Below are 19,009 nucleotides of genomic sequence, written 5' to 3' on the forward strand. Positions count from 1 at the left end.
ATGACGATGCGTTTAATTCAATATCTGGACCAGCAGCAGCTGCGGGTAGCCTTGGTAGAGAGCGACACGACCGTGCGCCCGATTGCCATTGAAGGCGGTACCTATGGCCTCGCGCAAGCGGCTATCGCGGCTGGCGAATCGCTTAAAAATACGCTTACCTCGCGCTTAGGCGAGGCAAAGGTCGATTACCAGCAGCTGATTGACGAACGGCGCTTGCTACCACCGCTCACCCACCCCGACCCCGCCCACTGCTTAGTGACCGGCACCGGCTTAACGCACCTAGGCAGCGCCGACACGCGCTCGGCTATGCATGCTAAAGCTCAGGCCGCGAAAGAGGATATGACCGACTCCATGCGTATGTTCACGCTGGGCGTCGAGGGCGGTAAACCGGCTGATAACACGCCGGGCGCCCAGCCGGAGTGGTTCTATAAGGGTGACGGTGACTGCATCGTCGCCCCTGAAGCCGAGATGCCCTCTCCTGAGTTCGCCCAAGATGCCGGTGAAGAGCCCGAGCTTGCCGGGCTGTATGTGATTGGCGCCGATGGCGCACCTTGGCGGGTCGGTTACGCGGTCGGCAATGAGTTCTCCGACCACGTCACCGAGCGCTTCAACTATCTATGGTTGGCGCACTCTAAGCTACGCGCGTGCAGCTTTGGGCCGGAACTGTTGATTGGCGAGCTGCCTAATCATCTTGAAGGCACCAGCCGCATTGTGCGCGACGATCAAACGCTGTGGGAAAAGCCGTTTCTCACCGGCGAAGCCAACATGGCACATAGCATCGCCAACCTTGAATACCACCACTTCAAGTACCCTGGCTTTTGCCGCCCTGGCGATGTTCACGTTCACTTTTTTGGCACGGCAACCTTGAGCTTTGCCGATGGCATTCAAACCCGTGACGGCGATCGCTTCGAAATCGCTCTTGGCGACTTTGGCCGACCGCTGCGCAACACGCTGCGCGTGCAGCAGGCTCACGAAAAATCACACCACGCATCAATCGTTAACGCCCTTTAAAAGGAGGCCAACATGACACTGCAAGGCAAACTACTTATCGGTCAACAGGCCGTTACCGGCTCAAAAGCTGAGATTGTCGCCATTAACCCTGCTACGGGTGAAGCTCTAGCGCCCAGCTACCTGGGCGGTAGTCGCGCCGAGGTGGAACAGGCGTGCGAGCTCGCTGAAGCAGCGTTTGACCAATACCGCGAGACCTCGCTAGAGGCACGTGCACACTTCCTAGAAACCATTGCTGAGGAGATTGAGGCGATCGGTGGCGAGCTTACCGAGCGCGGTGTGGCTGAAAGCGGCCTGCCCCAGGCGCGTCTGGAAGGTGAACGTGGCCGTACCTGCGGTCAGCTACGGTTGTTCGCCTCGGTGGTGCGCGCGGGTGAGTGGCTGGATATTCGCCACGACCCAGCCCTGCCGGAGCGCCAGCCGCTGCCCCGCGCAGACCTGCGCCAACGCCACATTCCGTTAGGCCCAGTGGCCGTATTCGGTGCCAGCAACTTCCCGCTTGCGTTTAGCGTCGCGGGCGGCGATACCGCCTCTGCGCTAGCGGCGGGTTGCCCGGTCGTGGTGAAGGGTCATTCGGCCCACCCTGGCACCTCTGAGCTGGTCGGTCGCGCGATTCAGCGCGCGGTGACGAAATGCGAGCTTCCGGAAGGGGTCTTTTCACTGCTGTTCGGCTCAGGTAAAGAGATCGGCCAGGCACTGGTCGCCGACCCGCGTATTAAAGCGGTAGGCTTCACCGGCTCGCGCAATGGCGGCACCGCCTTGATGGCGACAGCGCAAGCACGCCCTGAGCCGATCCCCGTTTACGCCGAAATGAGCAGCATCAACCCGGTTTTTCTGATGCCTGAAGCGCTGAAGGCTCGCGGCACTAAGCTTGCCGAAAGCTTTGTGGCCTCGCTCAATATGGGCGCTGGCCAGTTCTGTACCAATCCTGGCCTCGTGATTGGCCTTAAAGGCGCCGACCTGGATGCGTTTGTCGCCACCGCTGGCGAAGCCGTTAAAGGCAGTGCTGGGCAGACCATGCTCACCCCTGGCATCCACGACGCGTATCAGAGCGGCGTGGCAGCCCTGGCTGACAATGCCAGCGTCACGGAAATCGCCCGTGGGCAAACGGGCGATGGCCCGCATAGCTGCCAAACAGCGCTGTTTGTCACCAGCGCCAGCGACTTCTTATCTGACGAGGCGCTGCAAGGTGAAGTGTTCGGCGCGACGTCCCTAGTCATTGAGTGCCGTGATAGCGATGAAATGCAGCAGGTGGCCCAAAAGCTGGAAGGCCAACTGACCGCAACGCTACAGCTAGATGAGGGCGATTTAGCAGCTGCCAAACGTTTGCTGCCGGTGCTTGAGCGTCGCGCTGGGCGGATTATGGCCAACGGTTGGCCTACCGGTGTTGAAGTAGGTCATGCCATGGTGCACGGCGGCCCGTACCCGGCCACCTCGGATTCACGCACCACATCAGTGGGCAGCGCGGCCATTTACCGTTTCCTACGCCCGGTTTGCTACCAAGACTTACCCGCGGGCCTGCTGCCGGAAGCGCTACAAGACGGCAATCCGTTTAACGTTTCACGCTTAGTGGACGGCAAGCGCGAGGGCTAACACCTGTAGCGCAAGCATGCGGCGTTAAGAGGCATCAGACAGACGCTTTTTAAGCTGCATGTACGTCCCGTAATGTCGGTCGAGGTGGCGCCGCATGGCCGCCTCGGCTGCGTCCGGATCGCGGGATTCAATCGCTGCAATGATTTCGGTATGGGCGGCCGTGGCCGCTCTATCTTCATCTTTTTGCTGCAATACCAGCGCGCGGCGATCGTCTAGCCACTCAGAAAGCGCTACATGGATAGCATCGAAAATGGGATTACGACCAATGCTCGCCAACACGCCATGAAAGTCATTATCGGAGCGCTTAAAGCGCGCTTCATCGCCAATCGCATCGCGGTTATCGGCCAACGCCTCGTGTAGCCGAGCCAAATCTTCTTCGCTGGCGTTACGCGCCGCATAGCGAGCCAATGAAATCTCAAACATGGCCCGCGCTTCTTGAAAATATTGCTGCCCATCAGGCTTGGAAAGCAGCTGCCGGGTTACCCCGGAAAGCCTGGCCATCACCGCTTCTGCGGTAGGCCTAATCACCCTGGCACGGGTGCCGCTATTAATAGCGATGAGCCCAAGCTGCTGCAGGTGGAACAATGCTTCACGCACGGCTGGCCTGCCCACCCCAAACTGCTCCATCAGCTCTCTTTCCGAGGGCAGCTGATCATTCTCACTCAACCGCCCCTCGAGAATCTCCGCCTCGAGCTGTTCGGCGACCTGTTCGGACAGCGTTTTGCGCTCGATCCGGTATCTGCTCATAGGCAGTCACCCCCTGGTTAACCTGGAATTCGCCGCCATTTTACTGCATTTCTGGTTATTGTCTTTCAACCCAGCCGCGATAACGGCGCTACTTGGTACTGCTCGGCGATCTCGGCATAGGCCAATTGATTGGCAGAGTCGAGAGGAATGCCCTGTGCATCACGCTGCGCTTGGCAGCGCCATTCACGATCTCCCGGCGCTAGCACCTCTGTACCCTCGGTGGCAGGCTGGCTACGCAGGTCGGCCAAGTACTCGGCCAACCCGCGCGCGAAAGTGCCTTCGTCTACAAACGCATCGGGCTTCATCACCAGAAAGAAGTGCCCCACCCCGCGCGGGGTCGACATATCCGGCCCGCCCATGGGCAGCAGTTTAAAACCGTGCTGCATGCCCGATAGCATCGAACTTAGAATTTCCACCATGCCGCCCAGCCCGGCGCCCTTAAAGCCAAAGCCATTGCCGCCTAACGGCAGCAGTGCGGCGATCTCGCTAGGGTCGCGGCTGACCTTTCCGCTGGCATCGGCAGCAACCTGGTCCGGCAGCTCACGGCCAATCGCGCCGTACTGCTGCACGCGGTTCCAGGGAACTGAGCTAGTTGCCATATCCAGCAGATACGGCGCCTCTCCCGCCACCGGCGCTGCAAAGGCGATAGGGTTAGTGCCGTGGAAAGGTTTGGCGCCCTCATGCAGCAGCACGAAGGGGTCAGAGTTACAGAACGCCATCCCCAGATAACCGCGCTGGGCGGCTGCCAAGGCATAGCAACCCGCAGCCCCGAAATGTGATGAGTTACCCACCGCAACAGCGCCTATGCCGACCTCTTCCGCCATTGCCATGGCGTGTTCCATGGCGGCATAACCCGCCAGATGGCCTAACCCATCATCCGCATCCAAGAACCCCGTTGCGGCCAAGCGCTGATGAAAACGTATGTTGGGCGTGCCGTTAATGCGCCCGCCTTTAAGCGCCTGCAAATAGTGGGGCAACAGGCGTAGGCCGTGGCTGTCGGTGCCCATCCGCGACGCCGTCACCAGTGCGCGAGTTACCGCATCTGCAGATGCCTGATTAGCCCCCGCCGCCGCGAGGGCCGCTTGCATAAAGCGAGTAAGGTCTTCGCGTGCGACGCGAAAGTCCGACGCCAAATCGGTCATGGGTCACATACTCCTGGTCTTAATATTAAACCGTTACCGGTAGTGCTTAACGATAAATTAGCGTGGGTAGCCAAAGAGAGATGGCCGGGACAAAGGTGACCAACAACAGCGCAATGACGAGCGGCACCAGAAACGGCAGCGTGCCGCGCATGCATTTCTCGAACGAAATACCGGAAACCCGTGACAGCACGTAGAGCACCATGCCCACTGGCGGTGTCAGCAAACCGATCATCAGGTTAAGCACCATGATCACGCCAAAGTGAACGGGGTCGACACCTGCGGTGATCGCCACGGGCAACAGTACCGGCACGAGAATGGTGATCGCCGCAATGGTCTCCATAAAGCAGCCCACCACGATCAGCACCAGGTTGATGATGATCAGCGTCGCGATGGGGTTATCGGCGAATGGCCCCAGCAGTGTCACCACGTGCTGAGTGACCTGGTTGCTGGTCAGAATCCAGGCAAATATCGAGGCTCCGGCAACGATCAGCAGGATGACCGCCGTGGTCTCGATAGTTTCCATGCTGACCTTGAGCAAGCGGCGCCAGGTTAGACTGCGATAGACCACGCCACCCAGCACCAGCGCGTACACCACCGCAGCGATAGCGGCTTCTGTGGGGGTGAAAGCGCCGCTCATGATGCCGCCAACAATGATCACCGGCGTCAACAGCGACAGAAAGGCCCGCTTGAAGCTATGCCCGAGCACCGGGAATGAGAACACCGCATCGCGTGTATAGCCGCGCCGACGTGAAATGATTGTGATCATCGCCATTAGCACCAAGCCCATCAACAGCCCCGGCACCAGGCCTGCGACAAACAGTTGGCCGACTGAAACCGACGCCATCACGCCATAGATAACCATCGGCAGGCTAGGCGGAATGATCGGGCCGATGGTCGATGATGCGGCCGTGATCCCGACCGAAAATTCTTCATCGTAACCAGCATCCTTCATAGCCTTGATCTCAATGGTGCCCAGGCCTCCGGCATCGGCCACCGCTGCACCGGACATGCCGGAGAAGACGATACTGGCGCCAACGTTGACGTGGCCAAGGCCGCCACGCATCCACCCCATCAGCGCCTTGGCGAAGTCGAAGATCCGCGAGGTAATGCCACCGTTGTTCATCAGGTTACCGGCGAGGATGAAGAACGGAATCGCCAACAGCGGAAAGCTATCGACGCCGTTGATCATACGGTGCACCACCACAACATCAGGCACCCTGCCGGTTAGCAGCACGTAGAGCAGGCACGAACCGGCCAAGCTAATGGCAATGGGCACCCCCATCACGAGCAGGGTGAATAGCGCCGCAAACAAAAACAGTAGGTAGTGTTGGGTAACGGCCAACGCGATGCAGCCGAGTATGGCGACTGCCGCGACCAGCGGCGCTACCATCGAGCCACCGCGCCGCATGGACAAAATGTTGGGCATTGGAGTGATCTCCGCAAGAGTATCGTTGTGGCGGGTCATGCCTGGGTATCGAGTGGCTGAGTATCGAGTGGCTGAGTATCGACTAGCTAGGTATTAAGTAGCTCATGGGAACCCGTGCGCCAGTGCCGAATCGCCACCTGAATACCCCGCACTAGCATCATGATGAAGCCAAGCATAACGAGGTAGTAGAGCCAGCTTTTAGGGATATCTACCGACACCATCATCGCACTGGTGCGGTCGGCCAGCTTGAAGGTGATCCAGGCCATAATGGCGAAAAAGGCGATATTAATCAGATCCACTACCGTAGACATCAAACGCCCAAGCCACATCGGCATGTAGCGATAGAAGAACTCCACGGCAATATGTGACCCCTTGCGCACCGCCATAGTGCTCCCCAGAAAGCCCACCATTACCAGCAAGTAGCGCGCCATCTCTTCGGTCCAGGCGATGGAGTTGCCGAGTACATAGCGGCTGAAGAACTGCAAAAAAACATCCAGAGCGAGAAGCCAGAAGATACCCAGGGTCAGGAAATCCTCCATGGCATACTCACGGATGTCGAAGGAGTCATCGTCGAGGCCAGCGAAGCTGATCTCGTCAGTAGCGTCGTGTTGGCTCATAGAAAAGTTCCCATTCGCCCCACCCTAGGCTTAGGGCGGGGCGAGTCGTGGTCTACGAAAGCAGTCTTTCAGGAAAGAACTGACCGTTCGACGTTATTGGCCGATGGCCTGCAGGCGATCATAGGTGTCTTGATCCCAGGTCGCCGCGTCGCCGTTATGGGCCGGAATCGTGGCTTCGCGGAAGGGGGTGATATCCACCTCATTGACATTCACACCCTGTTCCCCAAACCAAGCAACCAGCTCCTCCTCGGAGGCTTGAATATCCTGGGTAATGCGCTCCCCGGCTTCAGCGTAAACCGCACGGAAAATTTCACGATCCTCTTCGGAGAGGCGGTTCCACAATGGCCCACCGGCGATGGTGATCAAGGAGTCGGTGATGTGGCCGGTCAGATTGATAGTGTCCTGCACCTCATAAAACGCCTTGGCGCGAATGGTTGGCAGCGGGTTCTCCTGAGCATCCACCACACCCTGCTGCAGTGCTAGGTAGACTTCGGAAAAAGCAATCGGCGTAGGGTTGGCGCCCACCGCATTCGGGAACATCATGTACATCGGCGCATTAGGGGTGCGAATTTTCAGGTCTTGCATGTCCTCCGGAGTATTAATCGGCTCATTGGAGGTGACATGACGACGTCCGTAGTAATTCATCGCCAAGGGCACGTTGCCAGTCGCGTCCTGATACCCCTGGGCAATCTCCTGAAACAGGTCGCTGTCAGCGTAGGCTTGCCAATGGTCGAAATCGCGGAACATATAGGGCGCGCCGGCAATCCCTACGGGGCCATAAAAGCGACCGGCGAACTGGTTGCCGGTGTAGATCAGATCAACGGTGCCCAGCTGTAGGCCCTCGTTGATATCCGCTTCCTTACCGAGTGACGACGCCGCGTGGACGTTGATCGCATAACGCCCATCGGTACGCTCCTCAATTTCATCCGCTGCCCATAGGGCCCACTCGTGAAAGGGCTCGGATGTCTCATAGACGTGGGCAAAATTAAGCTCTTCTTGCGCATGCACAGCACCGCTCAGCGTAAGACCACTCGCGATCAGCGTGGCGGTTAGCAGGCGGGACATACGGAGATGTTGCTGGCTTTTGTGACTCATTGTGTACTCCTCGCAACCGTTAGATTTGTTGTTGGTTATTGAGATTTTCTGCTATTCATTGCGATGTGTTGCTGTTTATTGTGGTGTGTTGGTTAGTTAAGTGGTGACAGCCAGCGTAACTGACCATCTTGCTGTATACGTATCATACCACCAGCTTCAAACCTAGTTGGTCGCCTACAATCGCGCAACCATCCAGATAAGGATTTTAGTCATACTTATGATGATGCCTGCGGAGTCATCCCATGGTTATGGCATTAGCTGCCCACCGTTGACCTCAATAATCTGGCCCGTGACGTAGCCACTCAGCGCGTCGGTGGCGAGAAACACATACGCACCTACGCACTCTTCTGCCGTGCCCAAGCGCCCCATGGGAATCGACGCTCGTGCTGCGGATAAATGCGCCTCACTAGAGTGGCGGTCATGAAAATCGGTGACAATCGTGCCAGGTGCCACGGCGTTGACGCGGATATTATCGCCCGCTAGCTCCTTGGCCATATTGCGCGTTACCGTACTCACAAAGCCTTTGGCCGACGCATATAGCCCCGCACCACCGCCGCCACCGTTGCGCGCGGCAATCGAGGTAGTGTGAATAATATTGCCGCTCCCAGCGCGGCGAAAATGCGGTAGCGCCGCTCGGCTAGCCATCACCACCGAACGCACGTTGAGATCCATTACCCGGTCGTACTGGTCATCATCCATCTCTTCCAAACCCACCCGACCCAGCATATCCCCGGCGTTATTAATTAACAGGTCTAAACCGCCCAGGCGCTCGGCGGCTTGATCGACAAGTTTTTGGGTTTCACGGGTATGGCTAACATCCGCTTTAAGGGTAAAAGCGTCGCCACCTGCATCGCGAATAGCCTGTGCCACCGCTTCAGCGGGCGCTTCACTACTGTGATAGTGCACCGCCACGTGGGCCCCTAGCGCGCCCAACTGCTTAGCAACCGCGGCGCCGATTCCTCGGCTGGCACCGGTGATTAATACTCGCTTGCCTTTCCACTCGTCTAACATGCAATGCTCCTTAACGCTGGTTACTTTTATTGTTTAAAGCCTTGCTCAGCGAAACCACCTTAATCTAGACAGATTTGCCTATCGACCTGAAATAGAGCAGTGCGCTAGAGTAAGGCATGAGCTGGCATACCTGTCATACAACACGACATCCATAACATGATAGGCGATGGCGCACCAGCCGCCAGTCGTACAGCATTTTTTTAAAGACCCACTTGTCACTGTTCCATTTATAACTATTCCATCTATAACTGTTCCATCTATAACTGTTCTATCTATAACCGTTCTATCTATAACTACAGGAGACACGTATGAACCCACTATCCTCAACTGACGCCGTTCCCAATGACCTGGATAAAGCGCAGCTGGTTGGCCGCGTATGGCTAGATGGCCCTCAACCCGGGCCTGCTTTGGTGGCCGTGCACGATGGTCAAGTTATTGATATCACCGAATTTGGCCCGACCATGGCCGACCTGCTTGAGCGTGACGATGTGCTGGAGGTGGTAAAACGTGCAGAAGGCAAGCCTTTAGCTAGTTTGGAAACTCTTCTGGCTAACTCCCAGGCGTCTCCAGCCCAAGCGCCCTATTTGCTCGCCCCTTGCGATGTTCAGGCCGTCAAGGCATGCGGCGTCACCTTTGCAGTCAGCCTGTTGGAACGGGTGATTGAAGAGCAAGCGGGCGGCGACCCGGCCCGGGCCGTTGAGCTGCGTGACGACTTGCAGGCGCTGATCGGTACCGACCTTTCCAAAATTGCCCCAGGCTCTGAAGAAGCAATGGCGCTTAAGAAAGCGCTTCAGGCGCGCGGCGGCTGGTCACAGTACATGGAAGTCGGTATCGGCCCCGATGCCGAAGTATTTACCAAAGCTCAGCCGCTCTCCTCGGTAGGCTTTGGCACCCCGGTAGGTTTACACCCATCATCACAGTGGAATAACCCCGAGCCGGAAATTGTCTTGGCAGTCGATAGCCGTGGCCAGGTGCGCGGCGCGACCCTGGGCAACGACGTTAACCTTCGCGATGTAGAAGGCCGCAGCGCCCTGCTGTTAGGCAAAGCGAAAGATAATAATGCCTCCTGCTCGATTGGCCCGTTTATCCGCCTGTTTGATGACCACTTCGACATAGATAGCGTGCGCAACTGCCAGGTATCGCTGCGTATTGAGGGAGAAGATGACGACTTTCTGCTCCAGGGCGAGAGCGATATGCGCGAAATCAGCCGCGACCCGCTGGATCTAGTCAGCCAAACCATCGGCGACCACCACCAATACCCGGACGGTTTCATGCTATTCCTGGGGACCATGTTCTCGCCGATTCAAGACCGCGACGGTAAAGGCCAAGGCTTCACCCATCATATGGATGACCGCGTCACTATCGCCACCCCGGCGCTGGGCGCCTTGGTCAACCGAGTAGGCAGAAGTGATCAACTGCCGCCCTGGACCTACGGTATCCGTGAGCTGATGCGCCACCTGGCGCGCCGTTAAATTTCGCACCCACGCAACGCCAAGGAGAGCACAATGACAACGATTACTCGCGTCGAGATTCAGGATATCCGCTTCCCTACCTCGCGCTCGCTGGATGGCTCAGATGCCATGAACGCCGCGCCGGACTACTCCGCCGCCTACGTTATCCTGCATACCGATGACGGCAGCCCTGAAGGGCACGGCTTAACCTTCACGATTGGTCGCGGCAACGAGATCGTGGTGACCGCCTTGCAGTCGCTGGCGCCGTTGATTGAGGGGCGAACGCTTACCTCAATTACCGATAACATGGGGACCTTCTGGCGGGAGATTACCGGCGACAGCCAGCTACGCTGGATTGGCCCCGATAAAGGTGCGATTCACCTCGCCACCGCCGCCATCGTCAACGCCGTGTGGGATATGTGGGCGAAGCGCGAAGGCAAGCCGGTGTGGAAACTGCTGGTAGATATGACCCCTGAACAGCTGGTGCGCTGCCTCGACTTCCGCTTTGTCACCGATGCGTTGACACCCGAAGAGGCGATCTGTTTGCTGCGCCGTCAGGCCCCCGGCAAGGCAGCGCGGGAAGCCGAAATGCGCACTGATGGCTACCCCGGCTACACCACCTCAGCGGGCTGGCTGGGCTATAGCGACGACAAAGTGCGCGGTTTGGCCCAGGAAGCGCTGGCCGAAGGCTGGACCTACTTTAAGCAGAAGATTGGCGGCGATATCGAAGAGGACGCCCGCCGGGCGGCGCTGCTGCGCGATGAGATCGGCTGGGACAACGTGCTGATGATGGACGCCAATCAGGTATGGGAAGTCGACGAAACCGTCACCAAAATGCGCCGTCTGGCGGAGTTTGACCCACTGTGGATCGAAGAACCCACCAGCCCTGACGATATTCTCGGTCATGCCGAGATCCGCCATCGCGTTGCGCCTATCGGCGTCGCTACTGGCGAGCACTGCCATAACAAAGTGATGTTTAAGCAGTTCTTTCAAGCAGACGCCATCGACTACTGCCAGCTCGATGCGGCGCGCCTGGGCGGACTCAACGAAGTTATTTTAGTGGTGTTGATGGCCGCCAAGTTTGACGTGCCGATTTGCCCCCACGGCGGTGGCGTTGGGCTTTGCGAGTACACCCAGCACATCTCACTGTTCGACTACATCGCAGTATCCGGCAGCCTTGAGGGTCGCGTACTGGAGTATGTGGATCACCTTCACGAGCACTTTATTGACCCGGTGGTCATCAAGCGTGGCCGCTACCAGGTGCCTGAGGCGCCGGGTTACAGTATTGCCATGCACGCGCAGTCCCAAGCACAGCACCGCTTCCCTGAGGGCGCGGCCTGGCAGGAAGAGAGTTAATGACAGACACCACCCACTTTTTAGATGAGCTAACCAACTTGCTCGGCGAGCGCGGCTTAATCCGCGCGCCGGACGCCATGGCGCGTTATATCAGCGACTGGGCGGGCGACACGCTGGGCACGCCGCTGGCGGTGGCGCGCCCGGCCAATACCGCGGAAGTCGCCGAGTTGGTCAAGCGCTGCTATGAGCAGGGCATCGCGATGACGCCCCAAGGCGGCCATAGCGGTTTGGTGGCAGGCGCCTTGCCCGCCGGCCAGGAATTAGTAATCAGCCTGGAGCGTTTAAACAGTGTGCGCGCCATTGACCCGGTCAACTTCACCATCACGGTAGACGCGGGCTGTATTCTTGAGAACGTTAAGTTGGCGGCTTTTGATCATGACTGCGACTTTCCGCTCTCACTAGGCGCCCAAGGCAGCTGTCAAATTGGGGGGAATATCGCGACTAACGCAGGCGGGCTTAACGTGCTGCGCTACGGCATGATGCGCGAGCTGGTACTGGGGCTTGAAGTAGTACTTCCCGACGGGCGCGTTTGGGAGAGCCTGAGCGCACTGCATAAGGACAACCGCGGTTACGACCTTCAACAGCTATTTTTAGGCAGCGAAGGCACCCTGGGTATCGTCACTGGTGCGGTACTCAAGCTCTCACCGCGCCCGACCCAAAACCGTACCGCACTGCTTGGCCTGCCCTCCGTTCAGGCGGTGATTGATCTGTACGGTTTGGCGCGGCGCGACTGCTGCGATCTGCTGACTGCTTTTGAGTTGATTCCCCGCCGCTGTATTGAACTGGCTATCGAAGCAACACCTGAGCTGCGCGACCCGATGGAGAGCGCCTACCCCTGGTACGTGCTAATGGAAGTCGCGGCCACCGGGCCTGTTGATCTCGGCTCAATGCTGGAGCAACTGTTGGAAACCGGCATGGAGCGCGAACTGGTGCTGGACGGCGCGCTGGCCTCCAGCGACACCCAATCCGCCCAGCTGTGGCAGTTCCGCGAGAGTATGTTGGAAGGCCAACGGCGGCGCGGCGAGCACTTGCGCACCGATATCTCGGTGCCTATCTCGGCAATTCCCGACTTCGTCAGCCGCGCAAGTGAGGTCGTCATGGCCGCCTCCCCTGAGTGCGAGATTATTGCCTACGGGCATGTCGGAGACGGCAATCTGCACTTCAATATTCTGCCGCCCAGCACCATGGCGGACGCAGATAAGAAAACCCACCTGCATGACTTGGAAGAACAGCTATTTGACGTGCTCGACGAGTTCCGCGGCAGCATCAGCGCCGAACATGGCATTGGCCGCACCAAGCAAGCGCCTTACTTGGCGCGGTTATCGCCACTTGAGCGGGAGTTGATCAGCGGCGTTAAAGCCCTTTTCGACCCCAAGGGGCTGATGAACCCAGGGAGGATATTGCCTGCTGGGGAGTAATCCCCAGCGTGGTTTTGTCGCTGCTTCGGTTGAAACCTGCTTGGGTTAAAAACTATTTTTGAAACGCTCTGCCAACCCGCGTAGAGCATTGGCGTAAAGCAACGTATCAATCCCCACACCAACAAAAGTGCAGCCCGCCGCGATATAGCCGCGGGCGGCCTGTTCATCCACCGTGACGATACCTGCCGCCTTGCCTGCGGCACGTATCTTGGTGATGGCATCGCTAATCGCCGCTACCACATCGGGGTGGCTGGCGTTACCGAGATGTCCCATTGAGGCCGACAAATCCGCTGGGCCAATAAACACGCCATCGACACCTTCCACAGCTGCAATAGCCTCCAGGTTGGCAAGTGCTTGAGGGCTCTCCACTTGCAGCATCAGGCAAATCTCGCCATCGGCACGGGAGAGGTAATCCTCTGCTTGGCCCCAGCGAGAGGCCCGCGCCAGCACATGCCCCACCCCGCGTGTGCCATTGGGAGGGTAACGTGTGGCCGCCACCAGCTCGGCGGCTTGTTCGGCCGTTTCTACCATGGGGATCAGTAGGTTCTGAACGCCGATATCCAAGTAGCGCTTGATCAATACCGCGTCGCCCGTAGGCGGACGAACAACAGGGTGACTGCCATAGGGCGCCAGCGCTTGAAGCTGGGCAAGCAGGCTCGACACATCATTAGGCACGTGCTCTGCGTCAAGCAGCAGCCAGTCAAAGCCAGCGGTCGCCGCGATTTCGGCCGAGTAGGCGCTGGCAAGCCCGAGCCAGATCCCCGTTTGTGGCTGGCCCGCCAGTAGCTGCTGTTTAAAGGCGTTTTGCGGCATTTTCATTCAGAGGCTCCCTAATCCACTAGTAACCCATCACTTCTGGCAGCCAAGTGGCCAGCCCCGGCACGGCGATTAGCAACAAAATGGTGGCAATAATGGGTAGTAAGAACGGCATGATCGCCGTGACCACCTGACCGTAGCGTAATCGCGTGATCCCCACCATCAAAAACAGCACCGTGCCAAACGGCGGGGTAATCACCCCCACCGAGAGCGTAATCACCATCACGATACCAAAGTGAACGGGGTCTAACCCGGCACTTAGTGCCGCCGGCACCACGATCGGGGTAAAAATCAGGATGCTTTCAATCACCGACATAAAGCAACCGATCAGCAGGAAGAACAGCGCAAAGCAGAGCAGTAGCGCAAACATGGGCATATCAATGCTGGCGACCTGGCCCGCCAACGCTTGAGGAATGCCCATGCGCACCAGAATCCAGCCATAGAAGCTGGAAACCGCAATGATCAGCAGGATGACCGCACTGAACATCAGGGTACGACGAAAGGCATTGAATAGATCCCGCCAACTCAAGTCACGATAGACCACGCCACCCAGAATCACCGCGTAAAGCGATGCAATCGCACCGGCTTCCGTAGGGGTGAAAAAGCCGCCCCAAATACCGCCGACAATAATCGCCGGCATGATCAGCGGCAGGATTGCACGCTTACCGGTGCGGGCCACTTCGCAGGCATCAAAGGGCGTGGGTTTGGGCATCGCTACTTTGCCGGTGGCACCCAGCAATACGGTCATGCCCATGAGCAGCAGTGCCATCAAAATACCGGGCACAAGCCCCGCCATAAACAGCCCGCCAATGCTCACATTAGCCAGCCAGCCATAAACCACCAACGCGATACTGGGCGGCAGAATTGGCCCAATCACGCTAGAGGCGGCGGTAATGCCGGTGGAATACTCTAGTTCATAGCCACGCTCTTTCATGGCTTTGATTTCGATACTGCCAAGACCTGCAGCGTCGGCCACAGCGGTACCCGACATGGTGGCAAAGATGGAGCTGGCTACTACGTTAGCGTGGCCGAGGCCACCCTTGGTAAAGCCCACCAGAGCGGTGGCAAAGTCAAAAATTCGCGTGGTGGTGGAACCAATATTCATAATATTGGCGGCCAAAATAAACAGCGGGATCGCCAGCAAAGTAAAGTTATTGAGCGTTTGCACCATACGTAGCGGCAGCAGTTCAACAGGTAAACCACCGGTGCCAGTGAACACCAGCGCGATAAACGAGGTAACCCCAATAGCAACAACAACGGGCAAGCCAATCGCCATCAGCACGAGCAGCCCACCGACAAAAATAAGTAGTTCGGTCATGGCTGAGCCGCCTCCTCTTCATGGGTAACGTCTAACCAAGCAACGGGCCCGCGCAGAGTTTGCCACAGGGCAATCAGTGCCATGCCCGCAAAGCTAAAAAAGACTCCGTAGTAGAGGTAGCTAAAACTGATGCTTAACGAGACGGTTTTATTGTTCGCGCTCATATCCGACATGATCCACGCGCCCCAGGCAGCAAGCAGAAAAAAACCGCAGGAAATCAGTGAGGTGAGCCGATATTGGATGTTTTTACTCAGTCCAGAGAGCTTGTGGCTAAACAGATCGACCACCAGGTGCTCGCTGCGCACCCATGCCGATAACGAGCCAAAGCCAATCGCGTAAATCGCCAGCATTGACGCCACTTCTTCGGTCCAGGGCATGCCCAGCCCCAGCAAGTCACGGGCAAGGACGGCCGCCACGATCAATAGCAAAATGGCCGCCATTAACGCTACGCCAAACCCGTCGCATAGGCGGGTTACGCCACGCAGCGTATAGAAAGCAATTCGATCTGGCCCGTTACTGGGCGCTACCGCGTCATCCACAGGAAAACTCCTCAGCCTTTACCTAACGTCTTTTTAGTCTTTTATAAAAATACAACGACGGCCCGATGGGCCGCCGTTGTTCATGCCAAGCGCGCTTTACTCGCCTTGGTTACCCAGCGCGTCTTCGCGTACGCCGTCGGCCATGTCGGTCATCACACGATCAATCGCCGGTAACGCCGCTTCGCGGAAAGGCGCAACATCCGGTTCAATGACGGTCATACCTTCATCCTGAAGGGCTTCCAGGTAGTACTCGTCAAGTTCGCGTTCGCGCTCTGATCCGTGTTGGCGGGCTACGTCGATCGCCTCTTCAATCAATGCCTGGTCATCTGCTTCTAAGCCATCCCACCAGCGCGAACTGGCCACCCAGCTCCACGGAAACTGCACATGGCTGGTCATAATCAAGTAGTCCTGCACTTCCCATAGGCGACGAGTATAGGGTGAGGAGAGCGAGTTCTCATGGCCATCTACCTGGCCGGTTTGCATGGCGAGATAAATCTCTGGCGCAGGCACGTTCACCACCTGAGCGCCAATCTCTTCCCACACTTCCAGCCATACCGGCAGCGAAGGCAGGCGCAGACGGAAACCCTCTAGATCAGCCGGCGTGTGGATCTCTTTGTTAGCGGTCATGTGGCGGGGCCCACGGTGTTGCAAACCAAAATACTTCAGGCCGCCCTGGCTTTCTGCTTTCTCAACCAACGCTTGGCCGGAAGGACTCTCCATATAGGCGTCGACTTCGCCCCAAGTGGTGAACACAAAGGGAACCGTAATGGCGTCGTACTCAGGCGCATACTGCTGGCGCCAGTTACCGCCAGTGATAGAGAGCTGGGTTTGACCCAGGTTAAGCAGCTCCAGGACGGAGTTCTCACCGCCGAGAGAGCCGGCTAAAAAGGGGCGCACGTCAAAGCGGCCAGGTGCCTGCTCTTCTAGATACTCAGCAAAGCGTTCCACCGCGGCGCTTTCCGAACCGCCCTCGCTCATGGTGTTGTTAACTTGAATTTCGATTGGGTTAGCCAAGACGAACGGGGCCGTCGTTAGCATGCCTAGGGTAGCCAGCGTGGCAAGTAGTTGTTTCCGCATAGGATGACTCTCTACGGTTGTCGTTATTGGGAGTGGTGCTAGTTCGATCTTGAAACAAGCCGCCAAGTGTCTCAAATCGACGTTCAAGAAGGCTGGCTTCGTCAAATACGATGGCTTGTCTTTAGAGTATGCCCCCATTCAGATTATGTTGGGTGAGATGGTCGACTAAATGACGAGCAGTGACTGGAAGCGTGGCGTAGCGGCGCATACCCACCACCAATTCTCGCTGGGCCCATGGGTCGCTCAGCGGAATACTTTTCAGCTGCAAATCGCCCAGATCACGGTAGATGGTCTGCTCAGGCAGTACGCCAACGCCCATGCCGTGGTGAATCATCCGGCAAATGGCGTCAAAGCTGCGCACCTGAATACGCATACGCAGCGCTTTGCCGGCCAAGTTAGCCTGTTCATTCAACAGCGACTGCAGCGAGGCATCCTGTTGCAAACCGATAAAATCGAACGCCAGCGCTTCGTTAAAGGCGATGCTTTCACGCTCTGCTAAGGGATGGTCAATGGGTGTCATCAACACTAACCGATCATGCCGATAGGAGAGCTGCTGCAGGTCGGGCGCCGCCACATGCCCGGCGAAAATACCGATATCGGTCAGCCCATCGCGAACCGCAGCAATGATTTCACTACTAACCCGCTCTTGTAAATCGATTTTAATTTCCGGATAGAGGCGGGAAAAGGCGCTGAGATCCTGGGGTAGGAAGGCAATAATTGCTGAGGTGTTGGAGTGAATGCGCACATGGCCCCGCACGCCCTCACCATACTCGCTAAGCTCTGCGTTAAGGCGCTCAATATTATCCATAATGCGCCGGGCATGATGCAGAAATGCTTGGCCCGCGGGGGTCAACTCCACGCCTCTGGGGCGGCGATAGAGCAGCGTAGTGCCTACCAGGGCCTCCAAGTCACTGATCCGTTTACTTACCGCGGCAAGCGCCAAGTGCTCGCGCTCTGCTGCCGCCGTCAGGCGCCCCTCATCCGCCACGGAGATAAACAGTTTAAGAGTGACAAAATCGAAGCGACGCATAAACGAATTCCCTTAGAAGCAACCTTGCCATGCTAGCGCACACCTTCGTCAGCGACGAACCCTTTGTTACCGATTGCCTAATTGTCGCCCCAGGACGGCTCACGCATGCTGACCACAAGTGATGATAACGATAAGTAGAGGAAAGCCTTAATGAATGCTCCTGAAGCGCGCCAGCTCCCATTAGAGGGCTTAAAGGTTTTGGAACTTGGCCAACTGATCGCGGGGCCTTTCGCCACCAAACTGCTGGGTGAATTCGGTGCCGATGTGATCAAAATCGAACCACCCGGCACCGGCGACCCGCTTCGCAAATGGCGAATGATAGAAGAAGGCACCTCGCTGTGGTGGCACGTCCAGACTCGCAACAAGCGCTCTGTGGCGCTGGATTTACGCAGCGAAGAGGGCCAAGGCTTAGTGCGCCAGCTTGCCGCCGAGGCCGATGTAGTGGTGGAAAACTTCCGCCCCGGCACGCTGGACAATTGGGGGCTAGGCTGGGAAGCGCTCTCTAAACTCAACCCACGATTGATCATGGTGCATATCTCCGGCTACGGGCAAACCGGGCCTTACCGCGACAAACCCGGCTTTGGCGTCATCGGCGAAGCCATGGGCGGGCTGCGCTACCTCACCGGTCAGCCGGGTGAACCCTCGGTACGCGTGGGCGTGAGCATCGGCGACTCGCTTTCCGCGCTCTACGCGGTAATCGGTACGCTGTTGGCACTCCAGGAGCGCAACCGTAGCGGCCTGGGCCAAGAGATCGACGTCGCGCTGTACGAGTCGGTGTTTGCCATGATGGAGAGCCTGCTACCGGAGTTCGATGCCAGCGGCCAGGTGCGCGAGCCCAGCGGCAGCGCCCTACCCGGCATTACGCCCTCAAACGCTTACCGCTGCCAGGACGGCGATTACGTGCTAATCGCCGGTAACGGCGACAGCATCTTCAAGCGCTTGATGGGCGTGATTGGTCGCGATGACCTCGCCAATGACCCAGCGCTGGCCCATAACGATGGGCGCAGCCAGCAAGCCGAGCTGATTGATGCGGCGATTCAGGCATGGACGGCAGAGCGCCCACGCGATGCCATTTTACAGGCGCTGGATGATGCCCGTGTACCGGCAGGCTATCCCTATACCGCTGAAGATATTGCCTTTGACCCCCACTATCTGGCGCGGGAAATGATTCAAACCTTCAACCGCCCCAACGGCAAACCGCTCAAAGTCCCCGGCGTACTACCGAAACTTAGTGCCACCCCAGGACGGCTTGGCGATGGTGGCCCGACGCTTGGCCAGCATACCGACGATGTACTGGATGAGCTGGGAATCGACCACGAAACCCGCGCCAAACTGCGCCAAGCGGGCATTATTTAAGGAGTTAGT

General features: G+C 57.8%; 17 protein-coding genes. 6 read left to right on the top strand and 11 right to left on the bottom strand.

Going from position 1 to position 19,009, the window contains the following annotated elements; genetic code table 11:
* The first annotated feature begins 6 nt into the window (after nucleotides 1–6).
* Both araD1 and ACQE2I_RS14940 read left to right on the top strand, forming a co-directional pair.
* The gene (araD1, locus tag ACQE2I_RS14935) at nucleotides 7–1,011 is read left to right on the top strand and encodes an AraD1 family protein (protein WP_427028838.1); all 1,005 of its coding nucleotides are present in this window, start codon (nucleotides 7–9) and stop codon (nucleotides 1,009–1,011) included.
* Nucleotides 1,012–1,023: 12 nt separating this feature from the next.
* A complete protein-coding gene (locus tag ACQE2I_RS14940; protein ID WP_427028839.1) occupies nucleotides 1,024–2,601 on the top strand; it encodes an aldehyde dehydrogenase (NADP(+)) in 1,578 nt (525 codons plus the stop codon).
* A gap of 24 nt (nucleotides 2,602–2,625) precedes the next feature.
* Here ACQE2I_RS14940 and nanR read toward each other — a convergent pair whose 3' ends face one another.
* The 6 genes from nanR to ACQE2I_RS14970 all read right to left on the bottom strand — a co-directional run bounded on the left by nanR (nucleotide 2,626) and on the right by ACQE2I_RS14970 (nucleotide 8,639).
* Nucleotides 2,626–3,348, bottom strand: coding sequence for a transcriptional regulator NanR (gene nanR / locus ACQE2I_RS14945; RefSeq protein WP_427028840.1), 723 nt, complete (start codon nucleotides 3,346–3,348; stop codon nucleotides 2,626–2,628).
* Between the two features lie 65 nt (nucleotides 3,349–3,413).
* A complete protein-coding gene (locus ACQE2I_RS14950) occupies nucleotides 3,414–4,490 on the bottom strand; it encodes an Ldh family oxidoreductase (protein ID WP_427028841.1) in 1,077 nt (358 codons plus the stop codon).
* A gap of 46 nt (nucleotides 4,491–4,536) precedes the next feature.
* On the bottom strand, nucleotides 4,537–5,916 hold the full coding sequence (locus ACQE2I_RS14955) for a TRAP transporter large permease (RefSeq protein ID WP_427028842.1): 1,380 nt from the start codon (nucleotides 5,914–5,916) through the stop codon (nucleotides 4,537–4,539).
* Between the two features lie 86 nt (nucleotides 5,917–6,002).
* Nucleotides 6,003–6,533, bottom strand: a complete 531-nt coding sequence (locus ACQE2I_RS14960) for a TRAP transporter small permease (RefSeq protein ID WP_427028843.1) — start codon at nucleotides 6,531–6,533, stop codon at nucleotides 6,003–6,005.
* Between the two features lie 93 nt (nucleotides 6,534–6,626).
* Nucleotides 6,627–7,628 carry a sialic acid TRAP transporter substrate-binding protein SiaP gene (locus tag ACQE2I_RS14965; protein ID WP_427028844.1) on the bottom strand — a complete coding sequence of 334 codons (1,002 nt, stop codon included), beginning with the start codon at nucleotides 7,626–7,628 and terminating at the stop codon, nucleotides 6,627–6,629.
* Nucleotides 7,629–7,874: 246 nt separating this feature from the next.
* A complete protein-coding gene (locus tag ACQE2I_RS14970; RefSeq protein WP_427028845.1) occupies nucleotides 7,875–8,639 on the bottom strand; it encodes an SDR family NAD(P)-dependent oxidoreductase in 765 nt (254 codons plus the stop codon).
* A 308-nt stretch (nucleotides 8,640–8,947) separates the two neighbouring features.
* Between ACQE2I_RS14970 and ACQE2I_RS14975 the strand changes: the two genes are divergently transcribed.
* From ACQE2I_RS14975 to ACQE2I_RS14985, 3 genes are read left to right on the top strand one after another with little or no spacing between them, the layout of a single operon-like run.
* On the top strand, nucleotides 8,948–10,111 hold the full coding sequence (locus ACQE2I_RS14975; RefSeq protein WP_427028846.1) for a fumarylacetoacetate hydrolase family protein: 1,164 nt from the start codon (nucleotides 8,948–8,950) through the stop codon (nucleotides 10,109–10,111).
* Between the two features lie 33 nt (nucleotides 10,112–10,144).
* Nucleotides 10,145–11,446, top strand: a complete 1,302-nt coding sequence (locus ACQE2I_RS14980) for an L-fuconate dehydratase (protein ID WP_427028847.1) — start codon at nucleotides 10,145–10,147, stop codon at nucleotides 11,444–11,446.
* Nucleotides 11,446–12,864: an FAD-binding oxidoreductase gene (locus ACQE2I_RS14985; RefSeq protein ID WP_427028848.1), complete on the top strand. Its 1,419-nt coding sequence runs from the start codon at nucleotides 11,446–11,448 to the stop codon at nucleotides 12,862–12,864. The genes ACQE2I_RS14980 and ACQE2I_RS14985 overlap by 1 nt, the downstream gene beginning before the upstream one ends.
* A gap of 45 nt (nucleotides 12,865–12,909) precedes the next feature.
* On the opposite strand, the gene hpaI is transcribed toward ACQE2I_RS14985, so the two are convergent.
* The 5 genes from hpaI to ACQE2I_RS15010 all read right to left on the bottom strand — a co-directional run bounded on the left by hpaI (nucleotide 12,910) and on the right by ACQE2I_RS15010 (nucleotide 17,644).
* Complete coding sequence (gene hpaI, locus ACQE2I_RS14990) at nucleotides 12,910–13,683, bottom strand: 4-hydroxy-2-oxoheptanedioate aldolase (RefSeq protein WP_427028849.1); 774 nt, start codon at nucleotides 13,681–13,683, stop codon at nucleotides 12,910–12,912.
* Between the two features lie 19 nt (nucleotides 13,684–13,702).
* The gene (locus ACQE2I_RS14995) at nucleotides 13,703–14,998 is read right to left on the bottom strand and encodes a TRAP transporter large permease (RefSeq protein WP_427028850.1); all 1,296 of its coding nucleotides are present in this window, start codon (nucleotides 14,996–14,998) and stop codon (nucleotides 13,703–13,705) included.
* Complete coding sequence (locus ACQE2I_RS15000) at nucleotides 14,995–15,537, bottom strand: TRAP transporter small permease (RefSeq protein ID WP_427028852.1); 543 nt, start codon at nucleotides 15,535–15,537, stop codon at nucleotides 14,995–14,997. The genes ACQE2I_RS14995 and ACQE2I_RS15000 overlap by 4 nt, the downstream gene beginning before the upstream one ends.
* Nucleotides 15,538–15,633: 96 nt before the next feature.
* Nucleotides 15,634–16,614: a TRAP transporter substrate-binding protein gene (locus tag ACQE2I_RS15005; RefSeq protein WP_427028853.1), complete on the bottom strand. Its 981-nt coding sequence runs from the start codon at nucleotides 16,612–16,614 to the stop codon at nucleotides 15,634–15,636.
* Nucleotides 16,615–16,735: 121 nt separating this feature from the next.
* Nucleotides 16,736–17,644 carry a LysR family transcriptional regulator gene (locus ACQE2I_RS15010; protein ID WP_427028854.1) on the bottom strand — a complete coding sequence of 303 codons (909 nt, stop codon included), beginning with the start codon at nucleotides 17,642–17,644 and terminating at the stop codon, nucleotides 16,736–16,738.
* Between the two features lie 150 nt (nucleotides 17,645–17,794).
* On the opposite strand from ACQE2I_RS15010, the gene ACQE2I_RS15015 reads away from it, so the two are divergent.
* Nucleotides 17,795–19,000 (top strand): CaiB/BaiF CoA transferase family protein, encoded by a 1,206-nt coding sequence (locus ACQE2I_RS15015; protein WP_427028855.1) that lies wholly within the window; start codon nucleotides 17,795–17,797, stop codon nucleotides 18,998–19,000.
* Nucleotides 19,001–19,009 lie beyond the last annotated feature (9 nt).

The sequence above is a fragment of the Halomonas sp. H2 genome, from assembly GCF_050215315.1.
Lineage (GTDB): Bacteria > Pseudomonadota > Gammaproteobacteria > Pseudomonadales > Halomonadaceae > Vreelandella.

Excerpts from the sequence above, each read along its gene's own strand:
- araD1 (WP_427028838.1), top strand. The coding sequence starts at position 7 with ATGCGTTTAATTCAATATCTGGACCAGCAGCAGCTGCGGGTAGCCTTG.
- ACQE2I_RS14955 (WP_427028842.1), bottom strand. The coding sequence starts at position 5,916 with ATGCCCAACATTTTGTCCATGCGGCGCGGTGGCTCGATGGTAGCGCCG.
- ACQE2I_RS14960 (WP_427028843.1), bottom strand. The coding sequence starts at position 6,533 with ATGAGCCAACACGACGCTACTGACGAGATCAGCTTCGCTGGCCTCGAC.
- ACQE2I_RS14975 (WP_427028846.1), top strand. The coding sequence starts at position 8,948 with ATGAACCCACTATCCTCAACTGACGCCGTTCCCAATGACCTGGATAAA.
- ACQE2I_RS14940 (WP_427028839.1), top strand. The coding sequence starts at position 1,024 with ATGACACTGCAAGGCAAACTACTTATCGGTCAACAGGCCGTTACCGGC.
- ACQE2I_RS14950 (WP_427028841.1), bottom strand. The coding sequence starts at position 4,490 with ATGACCGATTTGGCGTCGGACTTTCGCGTCGCACGCGAAGACCTTACT.
- ACQE2I_RS15005 (WP_427028853.1), bottom strand. The coding sequence starts at position 16,614 with ATGCGGAAACAACTACTTGCCACGCTGGCTACCCTAGGCATGCTAACG.
- ACQE2I_RS14980 (WP_427028847.1), top strand. The coding sequence starts at position 10,145 with ATGACAACGATTACTCGCGTCGAGATTCAGGATATCCGCTTCCCTACC.
- nanR (WP_427028840.1), bottom strand. The coding sequence starts at position 3,348 with ATGAGCAGATACCGGATCGAGCGCAAAACGCTGTCCGAACAGGTCGCC.
- ACQE2I_RS14995 (WP_427028850.1), bottom strand. The coding sequence starts at position 14,998 with ATGACCGAACTACTTATTTTTGTCGGTGGGCTGCTCGTGCTGATGGCG.
- ACQE2I_RS14970 (WP_427028845.1), bottom strand. The coding sequence starts at position 8,639 with ATGTTAGACGAGTGGAAAGGCAAGCGAGTATTAATCACCGGTGCCAGC.
- hpaI (WP_427028849.1), bottom strand. The coding sequence starts at position 13,683 with ATGAAAATGCCGCAAAACGCCTTTAAACAGCAGCTACTGGCGGGCCAG.
- ACQE2I_RS15010 (WP_427028854.1), bottom strand. The coding sequence starts at position 17,644 with ATGCGTCGCTTCGATTTTGTCACTCTTAAACTGTTTATCTCCGTGGCG.
- ACQE2I_RS14965 (WP_427028844.1), bottom strand. The coding sequence starts at position 7,628 with ATGAGTCACAAAAGCCAGCAACATCTCCGTATGTCCCGCCTGCTAACC.
- ACQE2I_RS15015 (WP_427028855.1), top strand. The coding sequence starts at position 17,795 with ATGAATGCTCCTGAAGCGCGCCAGCTCCCATTAGAGGGCTTAAAGGTT.
- ACQE2I_RS14985 (WP_427028848.1), top strand. The coding sequence starts at position 11,446 with ATGACAGACACCACCCACTTTTTAGATGAGCTAACCAACTTGCTCGGC.